The sequence below is a fragment of the Haloimpatiens lingqiaonensis genome (genome assembly GCF_901447495.1).
GTDB classification, from domain to species: domain Bacteria; phylum Bacillota; class Clostridia; order Clostridiales; family Clostridiaceae; genus Haloimpatiens; species Haloimpatiens lingqiaonensis.
In genome coordinates this window covers 1-16,114 of sequence record NZ_CABDWS010000069.1, presented here as the reverse complement: position 1 = coordinate 16,114, position 16,114 = coordinate 1, and the positions used below count along the sequence as shown (strand labels likewise).

At 30.7% G+C, this 16,114-nt stretch carries 15 protein-coding genes and 1 rRNA gene; 15 read left to right on the top strand and 1 reads right to left on the bottom strand.

The window, feature by feature from the left end; all coding sequences use genetic code 11:
• From FGK85_RS12135 to FGK85_RS15500, 5 genes are all read left to right on the top strand, one after another.
• On the top strand, positions 1-1,988 hold a 1,988-nt coding region (locus FGK85_RS12135), incomplete at its 5' end, for a hypothetical protein (RefSeq protein WP_171011413.1).
• Positions 1,989-2,211: 223 nt separating this feature from the next.
• Positions 2,212-2,340: a hypothetical protein gene (locus FGK85_RS15780; RefSeq protein WP_279232922.1), complete on the top strand. Its 129-nt coding sequence runs from the start codon at positions 2,212-2,214 to the stop codon at positions 2,338-2,340.
• A 232-nt stretch (positions 2,341-2,572) separates the two neighbouring features.
• Positions 2,573-3,325, top strand: coding sequence for an aminoglycoside adenylyltransferase domain-containing protein (locus FGK85_RS12130; protein ID WP_138207003.1), 753 nt, complete (start codon positions 2,573-2,575; stop codon positions 3,323-3,325).
• Between the two features lie 248 nt (positions 3,326-3,573).
• Entirely contained in the window at positions 3,574-4,014 is a 441-nt protein-coding gene (locus tag FGK85_RS12125) for a hypothetical protein (RefSeq protein WP_129723532.1), read from the top strand.
• A gap of 163 nt (positions 4,015-4,177) precedes the next feature.
• Positions 4,178-4,633, top strand: a complete 456-nt coding sequence (locus tag FGK85_RS15500; RefSeq protein ID WP_207670532.1) for a hypothetical protein — start codon at positions 4,178-4,180, stop codon at positions 4,631-4,633.
• A gap of 128 nt (positions 4,634-4,761) precedes the next feature.
• Here the strand turns inward: FGK85_RS15500 and FGK85_RS12115 are convergent, their stop codons facing one another.
• Entirely contained in the window at positions 4,762-4,947 is a 186-nt protein-coding gene (locus tag FGK85_RS12115) for a ribonuclease BN (protein WP_138207001.1), read from the bottom strand.
• A gap of 222 nt (positions 4,948-5,169) precedes the next feature.
• On the opposite strand from FGK85_RS12115, the gene FGK85_RS12110 reads away from it, so the two are divergent.
• From FGK85_RS12110 to FGK85_RS12075, 10 genes are all read left to right on the top strand, one after another.
• The gene (locus tag FGK85_RS12110) at positions 5,170-6,027 is read left to right on the top strand and encodes a TnsA endonuclease C-terminal domain-containing protein (protein ID WP_138206999.1); all 858 of its coding nucleotides are present in this window, start codon (positions 5,170-5,172) and stop codon (positions 6,025-6,027) included.
• Positions 6,008-8,167 (top strand): Mu transposase C-terminal domain-containing protein, encoded by a 2,160-nt coding sequence (locus FGK85_RS12105; protein WP_171011412.1) that lies wholly within the window; start codon positions 6,008-6,010, stop codon positions 8,165-8,167. Before FGK85_RS12110 ends, FGK85_RS12105 begins: the two co-directional genes overlap by 20 nt.
• Entirely contained in the window at positions 8,151-9,821 is a 1,671-nt protein-coding gene (locus FGK85_RS12100; protein ID WP_243122870.1) for an ATP-binding protein, read from the top strand. The genes FGK85_RS12105 and FGK85_RS12100 overlap by 17 nt, the downstream gene beginning before the upstream one ends.
• Positions 9,821-11,539 (top strand): TnsD family Tn7-like transposition protein, encoded by a 1,719-nt coding sequence (locus FGK85_RS12095; protein ID WP_243122869.1) that lies wholly within the window; start codon positions 9,821-9,823, stop codon positions 11,537-11,539. The genes FGK85_RS12100 and FGK85_RS12095 overlap by 1 nt, the downstream gene beginning before the upstream one ends.
• Positions 11,540-11,762: 223 nt before the next feature.
• Entirely contained in the window at positions 11,763-12,548 is a 786-nt protein-coding gene (locus FGK85_RS12090; RefSeq protein ID WP_243122868.1) for an NYN domain-containing protein, read from the top strand.
• 553 nt (positions 12,549-13,101) lie between these two features.
• Positions 13,102-13,278: a hypothetical protein gene (locus tag FGK85_RS15415; protein WP_171011411.1), complete on the top strand. Its 177-nt coding sequence runs from the start codon at positions 13,102-13,104 to the stop codon at positions 13,276-13,278.
• Between the two features lie 356 nt (positions 13,279-13,634).
• A complete protein-coding gene (locus FGK85_RS15410; RefSeq protein WP_171011410.1) occupies positions 13,635-13,793 on the top strand; it encodes a hypothetical protein in 159 nt (52 codons plus the stop codon).
• 618 nt (positions 13,794-14,411) lie between these two features.
• Positions 14,412-14,684: a DUF2508 family protein gene (locus tag FGK85_RS12085; protein WP_138206993.1), complete on the top strand. Its 273-nt coding sequence runs from the start codon at positions 14,412-14,414 to the stop codon at positions 14,682-14,684.
• Positions 14,685-14,979: 295 nt separating this feature from the next.
• The gene (locus FGK85_RS12080) at positions 14,980-15,234 is read left to right on the top strand and encodes a pro-sigmaK processing inhibitor BofA family protein (protein WP_138206991.1); all 255 of its coding nucleotides are present in this window, start codon (positions 14,980-14,982) and stop codon (positions 15,232-15,234) included.
• Between the two features lie 552 nt (positions 15,235-15,786).
• Positions 15,787-16,114: ribosomal RNA gene (locus FGK85_RS12075) — 16S ribosomal RNA — on the top strand; the annotation flags it as partial.

Genomic DNA, 16,114 nt, shown 5'->3' with positions numbered 1-16,114 from the left:
AGTATATGCATAGCCTGACATTAGATAATTTAAATTATACAATTAATATATTAAATGCTGTTTGTATGAATCATAAGTTGTCATTTGATATTAGTCTACTAGATAGATTTTTAGTTAAACTACATGAAAAAAACCATAAAGAAGTAATAAGGATAATAAGTAAAATTAATAATAACCGGAAAGCATTAGAAAAATATTTTGCAGGAGATATTTTTGAAACAATAATGGATTTTAAAGAGCAATACTCAGACAATGAGAAAGAGATAATAGCAGAATATTTACTTAATATTAGCGAAAAATTGAGTAATAATAGTCACAACTTATTAACTGAAAAACTATTAAATTATATTAATGATGATAATGAAATAATGTCATTTACTTGCGTTGAAATTTTAGATAATATTATAAATTTAAATAAAGATATTAGTGAATATGCTGCAAATATAATTGATGCTTTATCATTGGAAACAAGTAAGTGTAAAGATAGTGACAAATGTAATAAAATATTTAAGTTGATAATAAAAGTTGGGAAAGAATATAAAATTGATGATGATAATAAAGCAAAAATAATTAACAGGTTATGTGATTATTATACTAAAGAAAATGAATTCTTCATAAGAAATTATACAAATGTTGTTAATGATATTGCTGAAGAATATGGCAATATGGATAGAATAGTTCAAAGCATAATACAAGTTATAAATTCCTTAAGAACAACAAATAATAGTAGCAAATATTTAGTTAAATACCTAGATGGTATAAAAGAATACATTGATTCTGCACAAAAAAATTCTATTTTACAAACTATATTAAACTTACTTAGTAACCAAAGTCATCAAGTGAATGAGAGTATAATGAAGTTTTTATATTTGATACTAAGGCAATGTTCATTTATTATAGAACCTGATAAAGTAAGTCCATTGTCAAATATTTTGATTACGATAATAAATTCTCAACAAAGGAATCCTAACCCTGTTAATGAAGAAATCATTAAATTGACATATACTACATATAATGACTTGTTATACTTATTTAATACTAATAGTTTAATAAACCAATACTTTTCTAGTATATTAACTAAAATAGAAAGCAATCTAATATATGATTTTGCTGTAAAACAGTTTATCCAAAACTATACTATACTATCTGATAATAATATTAGGCAAAGAATTTTGTCCAATATAATTTCAAAAAATTCTAAGGAAATAGATAATAACTCACAAAAGATTATTGAAATTTTAATTTATTACGGTAACGAAATTATAAACCAACTTCTAGATACAATATTTAAATTTATCGATAAAAAGTTTAACATGTCTGATAAAATAAACAACTTATGTAAAATAATTTCTAAATTAGATTTTACTTATAAAGATGTAGAATTAAGAATACTTTTATCTATGTATTCAGTATTTGAAAAGGAAGTACAGAAAAATGTGTTCAATAATTTGCTGTTTAACGAAAGAAGTGTAAGGGAAAACACTATTAAACTCTTTATGGAGGGTAAAGTTGATAATGAATATCTATACACATTGAATACAGTATCAGAGAAGATAGATAGTGATGAAGAAAGAAGAGATTACTATTCTCTAATAGAGGATAAAATGAAAAACAGTTCATTAGAGAGTGAAATTAACAGGCTACTTCAATTATTTGTTGGTTTAAAAGATAATGATAAGTATTTAGCAGCAAATAAACTGAATGCGACTATTAATAATACTTTTATTTACTTACTTGAAGGTGGATTGGCACAAAAGAAAGCAGCACTTGACACTTTAACTTTATATTATAATCAAAAAAAGTTTCCAAGAGGAATGAGTTCTAAGTTAGCAAAGGCATTAAATAATATTATTAAAAATGATGAAGAAATAAGGCAGAAAGCGATTAGTATATCTATTAATTCTGGTCTATATAAGATGAGTGGTGCAAATATAAGTGAGTTAAAAGAAATTGTTGAGAAATATTCGAAGACAGGAACTGAAGGTTAACAATTATTACCACAAAGGGTTTTGGTAGGTTATTTAGGCTACTAAAACCTTTTTTAATAAAAATAATTAGTTTGATTTGGAGGAATGAGTTAATAAAAAATCACTCTAAAATTTTATTTGATAGGTGCTATTTATATAATACCTTTAAATTAAAAAATAAATGGAGTGATTATTTATCAGAAGTGTAACGATTTTTGGCAATTTCACTATATTGGAGACTTTTATGCTTAATGGTGTTTATCAAGTTGACAAAGGATTTGATGAGAGGCTGGATATATTCTATAGAGCAAATCTTTGTGCAGAAAATAATGAAGAAAATATTACTGATATATTTATTGATTGCTACTACTGAAATATTGCTGATTTGAAAGAAGACCTGGATAAACCAAACTTAGATTAGAATATGGTTATATCTGGTGGGAATAGTGGCGTCCGATAGACACTAGCAGATAGAATACATGATTATTCTAACGAATGCTATTTCATGATATAATATATAAAGGTTCTGAAGTTTTAGATGATTGCACTGCTTCTGTAATTTAGGATGAATTAAAGTTTATTTATATTTTATGTGGGTGGATATAATGAAAACACAAGAGTTACTGAATAAATTGGTTGAATATAGTTGCCATATTTTTGAGGATAAGTTGATGGGGGTATATTTACATGGCTCTATTGCTATGGGATGCTTTAATCCGATGAAAAGTGATTTAGATATTTTGGTTGTAGTAGAAAATGCAATTACAGACATGCAAAAGAAGATGTTTATGGATGTTGCTGTTGCTTTGAATGATAATGCACCAGCCAAAGGGATAGAGATAAGCGTAGTTAGGAGTGAGTATTGCAAAAAGTTTGTTTATCCAACACCTTTTGATTTACATTTTTCAAATATGCACCTAACTTGGTATAAGAGTAATCCTATTGAATATGTTAAAAAAATGAATGGGATTGACCGTGATTTAGCAGCCCATTTCGTTATTATTAAGAATCGGGGCATTGTTCTATATGGAAAAGAAATTAGTGATGTTTTTGGGGATATACCGTCGGAAGCATATTTAGATAGTATTAAGAACGATATTATAAATTCTGAAGACGAAGTAATAGATAATCCTACTTATATTATTTTGAATCTATGCAGGGTTTTAGCGTATATGCAAGATGGACTGGTGCTTTCTAAAAAAGAAGGTGGAGAATGGGGGATAAAAAATATTCATAGTAAATATCACGGATTAATAAAAGAAGCACTTATATGCTATACCTCAGACCAAAATATGATACTGAATCATTCAATTGCAGTGGAATACTGCAGACATATGAAAAATAAGATAGGATTATAAGAATAATAAAAAACGGTTTATTTTACAACATCCTTATTTTATGCTCCAAAGCAAACAAAAAAGAGTGATTACTAGCATAGTAATCATTGCAAAACTGAATTTGTTTCCAGTTGTTCTGGTTCATTGATAAGGAATATGAAATATCGGTCGTTTAACCGACTAGGAAACTTGAAAAGAGTATGCAGCCCTCTTTATATTATATAGAGTTCAAGAAACAGGAATTTTATAATATAGGGAGGGCTTATACTATGCATTTAAAACCAGAAGAAATTTATTCTAAGTTTAATGAGGTAAATATTAAGATTAAGATTCCCAAGGGATTGTTATTATTATTGCTACGGCAGATAAATAGGCATCTAGAAGTTTTAAGATATGAAGAGGGAGTTATAGATGACTTTGCAATCCATGAAAATATCGCCAATACAGAAATGATAATGACTAAAGTACTTATTTTAATGGCTGAACCGTACAATAGGAAGGAAATTTTACTTGAACTAAATATAGCAGAATTTTTAGTTTTTAGGGAGTGTGTACACTTAAATTTACAATTAATGGGCATATACAATAAGAAATATGAGGACCTTGTATGGCAAATAAAAAGTATATATTCTATGATTAGTAAAGAGGATATAAAGGAATATAGGGATTACATTAATAACTATCAAGAAAATAGGACTGCTTTGAATTGATATTGGTTTGGAATGTTGGCGATTTGTTCGCCAATATTTTTTTATAAGTTAGAATTAATACAATTGTAATATAATCTTAATATTATTCTGCTTTTTTTGCAGTTCTAGAAAAATTTTGTGTTATGCTAAAAATAAATAAAGGGAAAAGTGAGGTATATACGAAATGGAAAATAATATAGTGAGCCTAGACAATTTTAGATTAAAAAAGATTGAACAAAATCATAAATCTACCCGTGGTTTTCATCTTAAAGAAAGAAAAAAGAAATTATATCTTACTGAAAAAGAAGTAGAGATTTTATTAGATTTCCTCGATGAAGATATAGGCTATGCAAACGAAGAAGAGGAAATGTTTATAAAACAGAATGAATGGAAGATAGTGGAGAATTGCAGAAAAGATAGACAGGATTGTGAAAGAATTAAAAAAATAATAAAGGATAATATAGAAACCTACGAAGATTATGTTATGTTAGAACGTGATGACATAAGTTTTCTTGATTTAGAAATACACATACGTAATTCTAGCACAGATAAGGAAGAAGAAGAAAGAAATTTTAAAAAATATGAAACAATAATGAAAAAATTCGATGAAAAATTAATAGATAAAAGACCCATTATATGAATTCATAGGGGTAAAGGAGCAAAGAGTTTAGGATTATACCAGAAATTGCAATATGAAAAAACTACACTCTCTGCTAAATAAGAAAAGGCATTAGGGGATTATGTCCTGCTAATGCCTTTCTTATTACTTTAATCATCTTTTTCATATAAGTTTTGTATTTTACTTGTGAATGACAGTAATGTAATATATGAAAAACCTATGAATAAGCCTATAACAAAGCGTATAACAATGTTTTGAATGGTTACAACAAAAGGTATTAAGAATATGTTTGCTAGTATAAGCAATCTTATAGTTCTAAAAATACTTCCTTTCATGATACTTAAATGCCTCCTTATGCAAGTAATACATAGAATTTTACTTGGCCACTATACCTTATTTCAAATTGAAATTTAACGTTTAAAATAAAGTTGTTGTATGATAAAATTAAAGTACACAGAACGAATGGATTAAAATGCCATTGACACAGACATCTTAAAGATGCCTTAAGGTCAGTGGCATTTTTTTATTTGCAATTTTAAAGTATTGGAGGTAATTCAATGGCTAAAAGAAACAATGATTGGGATTCAAATAAATTAAATAGATGGATAAAGGAAGGCAGGGGTCAGGGAGAAGGGAAGGAATATAAGCCTTGGTTAACTGTGCAGGATTTCCCCAGTATGGGCAGGGTAACAAGAGTTTTTGGGTGGACAACTCAAAGAATACATCATTTTTTTTCAGATACGCAATTAAAGTATTTTTATTTACTAGATTGGGAAGAAAGAGTCATTGATATTCGAGAGCATTATCCCCTTATAGATTTAGAAGTAGTGTTAAAAGATACATCGGATTTAAGACTTGGTAAGTTTATAGACAGGAAAACCAAGGAGCCTTATATACTAACCACTACATTTTTGATTACGCTATTGAACTTTGATGGAAAAAAGAGTTTTGCTGCCAGAAGTATTAAATATGCATCAGAATTAGAGAAAAAGAGTACAATCGAGAAACTGGAAATTGAAAGGAGGTACTGGAAAGCAAGAGGTATAGATTGGGGAATCGTAACAAATAAGGACATTAATGATGTCAGGGCAAGAAATATAGAATGGGTTCATTCAGCGATGAATTCTGATGACTGCAACGGTCTTTCTAAGGCTGAGTTTGATGACTTGTTTGACGGTATTTTATACAGATTTATTGATAATAAGCAGAGCATAAAGAACATTATAGCAGGATTTGAAAAAGACTATTCACTAGATGTCGGAATGGGATTACTATTATTTAAACGTTTAGTTGCAGAGAAAAGAATAGTTCTAGATATGGATAAGCCTATCAATCTTAGTCAAACAGGGAAATCAGTTTACATACCTGAAATAAGTGACAAAGGGGGAAATAATGATGTTAAGGTATACGGTTAATTCTTTAATAGAATGGAAAGACGGGACTGAAAGTACTAGCATTGAGAGACTTCTATGGATGGATGATGAAATAGCCTACACAATAGATGTAAATAAAAATAAAGTCCCTTATATTCGCAAATTAGAGGATATAGAAGATGCGTTGGCTGGGGGGAAGGCAGAAATAAAAGATGATGACGAATTTATAGTTGTGTTAAAAGAAGAAGATATACCTGAAAAACATAAGGAAATTAGGGATAGGGCGTGGGAAGTAATTAGGGATATGGTAGATAAGGAGCCAGATATTTTTCAATCCACTTTTAGAGGGAAGTTAATTAAAAGAGCCTCCGAAACCTGTGGATTAAGTGAATCATGGATTCTGGAATATTTAAAAAGGTACTGGAAAAGGGGAAAAACTTGCAACGCTTTATTACCAGATTACCGAAACTGTGGAGCAAAGGGTAAAGAGAGAAAGGCTGGAAATGTGAAAAGAGGAAGACCTAGAACTAATCAGTCTATTATAGGAGAAGGGGTAAATGTTACTGAGGATATAAAAAGAATCTTTCGTATTGCTGTAAATAAATACTACTATACCACAGCAAAAAATTCTTTAACATTGACTTATGAACTCATGAGAAAAGAATATTTTTCGGATGGTTTTAAAGAAGAAAATGGAGTTAAGATACCAATTATAAAGCCTCAGGCGGAAATTCCATCCTTTGGGCAGTTTAGGTATTGGTTTGAGAAGGAGCGAAATATAAAAAAAGAGATAACTAGCAGATACAGCAATAAAAAGTATCAAAAACAGTATAGACCTATAATAGGCAGTTCTTTAGATGGAGTATTTCAACCTGGGCAATTTGAAATAGACTGTCAAGTAGGTGATGTTTATTTAGTATCACGGTTCAACAGAAACTGGGTTATAGGTAGGCCTGCCATTTATGCAGTAATTGACAAGTTCAGTAGACTAATATGTGGTCTATATATTGGATTAGAAACAGGTTCTTATGCAGGAGCCATGATGGCGCTTTTAAACGCAACCATGAATAAAGTAGAGTTTTGTAAGCAGTATGGTATTGAAATAGAGGAGAAGGATTGGCCAGTACATCATCTTCCAGAGACTATTATTGCAGACAGGGGAGAATTAGAAGGAGGAAATATTGATAACCTTATTAATACTCTAAATGTGAAAGTTCAAAATACTCCACCTTATAGAGCAGACCTAAAATCAGCAGTTGAAAGGTTCTTTGGACTTACAAATGAGCGAGTAAAGCCATTTGTGCCAGGTGTTGTGGATTTAGATGGAAGGGAACGAGGGGATAAAGACTATAGGATAAAAGCAAAACTGGATTTATTTCAATTTACTCAGATAATGATAAAATGCATTTTATACCACAATAATCATTATCATTTGGATTACTATAAGCGTGATGAAGATATGGTTGAAGATAATGTTTCCTGTATTCCAATAGAACTTTGGAACTGGGGTATTGCAAATCGAGGTGGGACACTTAGAACAGTTCCAGAGGATGCTGCAAAACTAGCACTGATGCCTTCTGATACAGCCACTATGACTGCAAAAGGGATTAGGTATAAAGATATGTATTATGCAGCAAAGTCTATGCTAAAAAACGGAATGTTTGCTGATGCACGAACCAAGGGAACACGGAAAATTAAAATAAGTTATGACCCACGTAATATGGATTACATCTATGTCTATAATGATAACCCTAATGAATACGAGAAATGTTTTTTGGTAGATGCTAACAGCAGATATAAAGATAAGGCATTCGAAGAAATAGAATACTTATTAGTAGTAGAAAAAATGCAGCAGGAAAAGAGCAAAGATAATGTAGCACAAGCCAAGACTCAATTAATTGCTGAAATAGAAGACATAGTTCAGCAAGCAGAAGAAGATTATGAAAGAGAGACAAGCACAGTAGAAAGTGATAGACAAAGAGTAAAGAACATTAGGGGGAATAGGAAGGCTGAAAAGTCCGTAAGAAGGATAGAAGAGGCTTTTGATTTAGGCAATGATAATCAATATTTTAAAGCCAACAAAGAAGAAAAAGAAACCGAAGAGATGGATACCCTGCAATTGCTGTTTCAAAAACAGAAAGAGGTGATGATGGATGAAGAAAGTGATGATACCGAATGGTAGTATAGCAGTAGAGGCAGAGTATACAGAGCAGATAATTCCAGATTATAAAGGCAATCCATTCATTGAATCTCTTCCTAATCTCCTTTCCGCCCAAGAGGCAATTGAAAGATTGACTTTTTATCCCGAATTTAATAAAAGTGAAAGATTACTGGACAGTCACTATCGTATTCATATGGTAGACAGATTATTTCAGGTTTTTCAGCCCCTCCCTATGAGCATAGAACTTGAAAGAAAGATTTCTCGTGCAATAAGGCAAGGATACCTTTCCCGGAATCCATTTAGCAGCAAACTGGCTCAAGGGTTTTACAGAGAGTATCATGAGAATATTAGTAACCTAATAAATAATAAAGATTTTTATTCAACGTCACTAGGATTTTCTTTGATAGGAATATCAGGTTTGGGAAAGACTTCTTCTCTTAATAGGGTACTAACTTTATATCCTCAGATAATTGTGCATTCTGAATATCAAGAAATTCCTTTTTCGATGTACCAAGTAGTATATTTGAAATTGGAATGCCCCCATGACGGCTCAATTAAGGGACTCCTATACGAGTTTTTCGCTGAAATAGACAGGCTTCTTGGAACCAATTATCATGAAAAAGTAATGAGGACAAGACCAACTGTTGATGTGATGATGACCGTCATGAATCAGGTGGTAAGAAATTGTGCTCTAGGCATTTTAGTTATTGATGAGATACAACATTTAAGTATGGCCAAATCTGGTGGAAGTGAAAAGATGTTAAGTTTCTTTGTAAACCTCGTGAATAATGTAGGGGTACCAGTTATTTTAGTGGGAACCCCAAAAGCAATCAAAGTCCTTCAGGGAGACTTCAGACAGGCACGCAGAGGGTCAGGCCTCGGTGGCGATATGGTATGCGATAGGATTCAAAGAGATGGGGTGTGGGACTTATTAGTAGATTCTATATGGCACTACCAGTGGATGAGGAAAGAAACGCTCCTTACCCCTGAAATAAGTAATGTATTATATGAAGAAACCCAGGGGATACCTGATTTATTAAAAAAGGTTTATGCTATTGCTCAAGCCCATGCTATATCGACAGGAAAGGAAGAGATAACTCCACAAATTATTAAAAAGGTAGCAAAAGAGAATTTAAAACTAATTCAGCCAATGATTACTGCATTAAAGACGAATAATCTAAGAGAAATTATTAAATACGAGGATATCTATATGGCGGATATTGATTATACAGATTATTTAACTCGGACGAGAGAATCTATTAACCTGGACTTGCGGGCTAAGGAGATAAAGAAAGAACAAAAGAAACTAAGGCAAGAGGGCTCTATAGGGGTAAAAAAAGAGGCTCTGATAAAACTTGTTGAGTTAGGCGTAGATATTAAAAATGCACAAAAAATAGTTGATACTATGTTTTCTAAAAATCAAGACTTAGGTGCAGATGATATGGTAAAAGGTGTGATAGAACAACTTAAGGATGAAGAAGTAGGGGGGATAGGGAAAAAAGGAACAGGTAAAATGGAAGAAAGAGAATCAGGGCGAAATGCTGTACACTCATCTGATATTCGAACCGTTATTGAACAAGGCAAAAAGGATAATAAAAGTGCTTATGAGGCTATAAAAGAATCAGGATATATTGTAAGTTTTAAAGATGATATTTTTGCCAAGGGGGTGATATAGTGAACTTTTTTCCTACACCTTATCCAGGCGAAATATTATATAGTACGCTGGCACGATACTGTATGCGAAGTGGAAATATAAAAGAAATCCATAATTTTGAAGACTTATTCGGAACAAGGAATTGTATAGCAGTTATGGAACTGTCTACACAATTAGATGCACTAATTGAAAATATGCCTGTCGGTACAAAATATACAGCAGAATATTTTATTTATAAGCATACCTTATTTCCTTTTCTTGCAGCATTTATCCCAAAAGAACGGGCTGAAAAGATAATTGGAACTATGAGAAATGGTGAAGGGGCAGTTTCCTACATGAGGATAGGTCTAATATCAAATTCTATCAATTTAAATAAATACTTTCGATTTTGTCCTGAGTGTTTTAAAGAGGACATAGAAAGATTTGGAGAGCCATATTGGCACAGAAGTCATCAGGTTACAGGGGTATTTGTATGTTTAAAACATAAGATACCCCTTTGTGATAGCACAGAACTCATAAGGGCAGGTAACAGACAGAGGTTTATTAGCGCATCTTGTAAGAACTGTATTGTAGAAAAAGAAATAAGTTATTCAAATGATTTGATGAAGAAGATGCTTTGGATGGCAGGAGATGTAGAAATACTTCTAAATAATCAATTTGGATTTAAGAAGACTGAGTGGTTTAGAAATCAGTTTCGAGTTAAGTTGATTGAAAAAGGCTATGCTAGGATGAACAATTATATTCACCAAAAGAAGTTAAAACAAGACTTTGTGGATTTTTATGGTCATGAATACTTGGTACTTGTTCAATCCCCTGTATCAGTTAATAGCGGAGGTTGGCTACCTGATATGGTTAGAAATAATGATAGGACAACCTATTCAATAAGGTATCTATTATTAGCGAGGTTTCTCGGAATTCCAGTGGCTGATTTATTTAATACAAAACTTGGCTCTAATAATGAAGATGAAAACAATATTGATGCTTATCAGGAACTGTGGGACCAGAGGTTGATAGAACTTACCCAGTCAGGACTATCAATCCGAGAAATATCAGATATATTAAAGTCATCTACAAAGACAATCAGAAAGGCTATTGATAGACTTGAAATAGAAGAATTCTGGAAGTTTAATGGTGGTGGGAAATATCTTCACAGCAAGTTTACTGATACAGAAGAATTCAGAATGAAAAGAGAAAGGTTAAGGGGAAAGTGGCTTGAAATCCATGCTCAATATCCTGATAAAAGCAGTAGCCAAATTCGTAAAAATAACGATGGAGTTTATGCATGGCTAAAAAGATATGATAGTGAATGGATGGAAGAAAACTATCGCAGAATAAAAACAGTAGTTAACACTGTTGATTGGGATAAAAGAGATGCTGAATTGCTTCCTAAAGTTAAGGAAGTGATAAAAGAAATGAAGGAGGGCAAGCCTGAAAGGATAACATGGTCAACTATAGGAGGCAAGTTAGGGATTAGCGGTTGGCTCTCTAAAAGGAAGGAGAAACTTCCATTGACAAAGGCATATATAGACTCAGAATTAGAAAGTCTAGAAGAATTCCATATAAGAAAAATAAAATGGGGCATTGAAGAATTAGAAAGGCAGGGAAAAGAAATAACATTATGGAATCTAATTGAAACAGCAGGAGTAAGGCCTAGATATATAAAAACAATTTCTAGAGAGGTTAATAAAATATTGAAAGATGAAGGATTCAATATTACTATTTTAAATAAATATCTATAATTGTATAGGGTTTAATAGATGAATAAAACCCTATATCTAAGTAGGGTTTTTAAATATGTTCGTTTACCAGACAAATAAACCAAAAAAATTTTTATGGGTTATTAAAGTTTTTATTTAAAATAAAGTCTAAACATTATTAATATATATTTGTCAAATAATGAAAAGTTTGACCGTAGAACTTGTGAAATAATGTTATAATATTTATGAAAGGGGGACATATATATTGGATAATCAGCAAATTGAAATTATTAAGAAGACATTAGAGGAACAGGAGGTGAAAAATGTTGCTATTTTCGTAGATTATGATAATATTTACTATGGTCTTAAAGATTATGCACTAGATTTAAATGATAATAACTTCTGCGTTTTTAATTTAATGAATATAATATATACTAAGAATAAAATACGTACTATGCGTGCATATGCAGATTTTGACCAAGTAAATGATATAAAATTAAAAGTTTTGCAAGAAAAGAGAGTTCAGATAAGAAATGTTTATGGAAATGGTAAAGAAGAACAGTACCGAAAAAATGCTTCAGATATAGAATTATCAATTGACGCTATAGAAACTTATTACAAAAATCGAGAAATAGATACATTCGTATTTATAACGGCAGATAGTGATATGATACCAATTATGAGCAGAATGATTTATAAAGGGAAAAAGGTTCATTTATATTATATAGATGAAAATACTTCACAATATCAGAATATTACTAATTATTCGCACTTAAATCTAGATATTTTAAAAATACTTGAGATACCTTTAGAAAGAAAGAAACCAGAATACTGGGTTAATGATGTAATTAATTTAATTGATGAGTGGTATAAGAATCCTAACAATAGTAATAAAATGTTAGGTGGTAAATGGTTAAATGATGAATTGCAAAAAAATTTACATATGTCGCAACATTTAGCATCCATTACCATACAATATATGGAGGAGAATGATAAAGTTCAAAAAACAAAGAAAAGAAAATTGGAAGGATATGTAATAAAAACTTCCTAGGGTAATAAAAAAGAAGTATAAGTTTTTCAAGAAAATCATATAATAATTACTAAGAAGTATAAAAAAGTTTATAAAAAGTTTAAAAAAGTTCTTGATTTAATAATTTTAATTTTATATAATGAACTTACAAATAATATTTCAAATTTTTTAGTTTCAAAGTTATTTAAATACGATTATTTTAATTGCGAGTTATTTAATTACGAAATTTTTTAATTTAGAATAAAGGGTTTATTTGTTGAAACAAATAAACCCTTTATTCTTTGTATACTAGATTGTAAGATTAGTTAGCAGTTGAAGTTACAAGGTAACAAAAGTTATGTACGAATAACGATTCATAAAATGGGAAAATAATTGAATCCTTCTATCTATGTCTCCATCAAATAAAGTCCTATCATTATGCAAATTCATTTTAAAATGCAAATAAAGTTGTTGTATAAAACCATAGGGAAAAGGTATAAGGAATGCCTAGAAACTATGGTTTTTTATTAGAATTTTTATTAGAAGAGAAAAAGGATGCAAGGCTCAAGGGTAGTAAGGTAAATGGATTGGAAGATTGAATGGAAAAGAAAATGGAAGAATAAATGGACAAAATATCCCCTTATCCCTTGTTCCTAAATCCTATTATTTCCTCAATCCTAATAGAACTTTATTTTCATTTTTTGCCCTAATTTTTAAGAAATATAAGTACTTTATAAGGTCAGGTTCAAGGATTAAGGAATTAAATGGATAATTGGAAGAGAATAACAAGCCAGTGTTTTCAAGGGTTTGAGGGGTGCTGGTGAGAGAACTTTATTTGAAAAAGGTGAGGAGTTTGTTTGATGAACACAAAAAGAAATATAAAAAGAAATATAAAAAGAAATATAAAAAGAAATGTCTAAATCAAATAAACTTCTTCCATTTTTTAAATGCCTGAAGTGAAGCAAATAAAGTAGTGTTAGAAAACCATAGGGAAAAGGTATAAGGAATGCCTTGGAACTATGGTTTTTTTATTAGATTTTTTATTAGAAAAGAAAATGGATACAAGGCCAAAGTTCAGATAAATCAATGAATTGAGAGATTGATTAGAAAAGAAAATGGATATGAGAAATGGATAAAAAACACTCATTTATCTTCATTCCAGAACATCATTTTACAAGTACTTTATTTTCGGTTTTTGAGGTAAAAATCAGAAAATGTAAGGACTTTAGTGAGACAGGTTTAAGGGGAATGGAAATTAATAGGAAAATGGAAGAGAATAACAAATAAGTGTTTCCAAGGGGTTGAGGGAAATGTATGTGACTACTTTATTTAATTAAAACAATTTGTTTATTTTGTGAATACAAGAAATATAAAAGATTATATAAAACTCTAAGCTAAAATTTTAGTTTAGGGTTTTTTTCTTGCGCATCGTAGTGTTTTATTTACAAGGAATATTAATGCTAAAATAACAAGGAAGGTAATTGAGAACTATCCACAATTACTTCATTGAAGTGGAAGCTTCTTGGTTAATATACCCAACGGTACAAGCTTACCCAAGCTAACTCTGCTCTTTCAGTTAAAAGAATTTATTTAAAAGAATTTATTTTAATCATACTTTGGTTATAAACTTCTCATTTATTGTCAATAATTTAAATAGACATTAAATGAGAAGTTTTTTATAGCTACAATTTTACTTAAAAGTGAAGTTATCAAAAGTTATATTTTGAAGCACTACAATAATTCAGCCCGTAAAGCATCGTATTTCTTTGACTGTGGTAAGTTCATATAAGAAAAAAACATTTTACATAAGAATACAAGGTAATATTGTAAATAGTGAATTAATATGGCTTATAGAAGATGGATAATTTTGCACGAAAATATTAAATTACCGGAGAGGAGTTTTTCATGAAGGATAAAAGTTTTGAAGAAAATATGTTTAGTAGAATTAAATATACTGAGGAGCAGAAGGTAATAATAAGGGCTTTAGAAATTGCCATAAAAGAATTGGAATATGCCAGAGAGCTTTTTGAAACAGCAGACAATCCCAATTTAATTGATTATGCTATATACAGAGAGGCCGCAGCAAATGCTAAATATGCATATCTTTTAAATCAAGCTAAATCTAAAAATATAAGGATAAATTCTTATATAATACAAGGAAATGATAGAGTGGTATAAATCAGTAACTTAACTTTTGTATATAAATTTTAATTTCTATGTTAGATGAATAAATGATCTTAATTTAAAATAGCTTTATTTTTCATTTTAGATTTTATTTTATAACTGAAAATGTTGAATTAATTAAATATTAAAGTAATATATTAATAAAATGATGTATAATAATTATTATAAGATGTGTTAAAAAAGTGCTTCATAGAAAAGCGGAAGGAAAACACATTTGCTTGTCTGGCGGAGTAATTGCCACTTCCCGATAGGCAATTACTTAACTTATCACTTATTAGGGGGGATAGCTATGGAATACATAGGATATTTTTTGATAGGTATAGTTCTAATGATTTTATTGGTAAAGTTATTAGCATGGCCGCTAAAAATATTATTAAAGTTGATAATTAATGGTGTCTTGGGGGCAGTGTTATTAATTTTAGTAAATTTAGTAGGTGGAGCTTTTGGACTAACTATAGGAGTAAATGCAATTACTGCATTAATAGCAGGCTTTTTTGGAGTTCCGGGAGTTATATTTTTAATAATCTTTCAAAATCTATTGTAATTTAGTTTACTCAGAAGAAGTCCATGCCATTGAAGAAAATGAGCAGTGAGCAGAGATAATGTGTTTATAAGAAGCCCTGTACCCTTGTGGTAGGGGAGATTCACAAAACCTAATATATTTAAAAAAGAAGTCTCCCATCATTTAAAGGTGGGAGATAAATTTTTACAAACAAGTTTAATATATAAAAAACTTTTCCTAGTGTATCAGTATATAAAATCATAAGAAAAAGTGATAAAAGCAAAGATAATAGAGGATAATATAATTAAATGGAGGAATATCCGATAAAAGCACGAGTATATACGTGATATTATAAAACACGTCGCTGAAACGCGGCGAAACAGTTCAACAGAAAACAAACTTTAAAAATAACTTATAAGTTTAAAACAAACTAAAAAGTTAAGAAAAAAGTTTAAAAAAATGTTGACAAGAAAAAAGTTAAATGATATAATGATTAAGTCGCTTGAAGCGGCAAACAAATTGGTCTTTGAAAATTAAACAGAGATGATGATGATAAATCATAAAGTCAGTGAATTTGAGTTTGAGATTGAACTTTAAATTGAGAGTTTGATCCTGGCTCAGGACGAACGCTGGCGGCGTGCCTAACACATGCAAGTCGAGCGATGAAGTTCCCTTCGGGGAATGGATTAGCGGCGGACGGGTGAGTAACACGTGGGCAACCTGCCTCAAAGAGGGGAATAGCCTCCCGAAAGGGAGATTAATACCGCATAAAGTTGCGGAATCGCATGATTCTGTAACCAAAGGAGCAATCCGCTTTGAGATGGGCCCGCGGCGCATTAGCTAGTTGGTAAGGTAATGGCTTACCAAGGCGACGATGCGTAGCCGACCTGAGAGGGTGATCGGCCACATTGGAACTGAGATA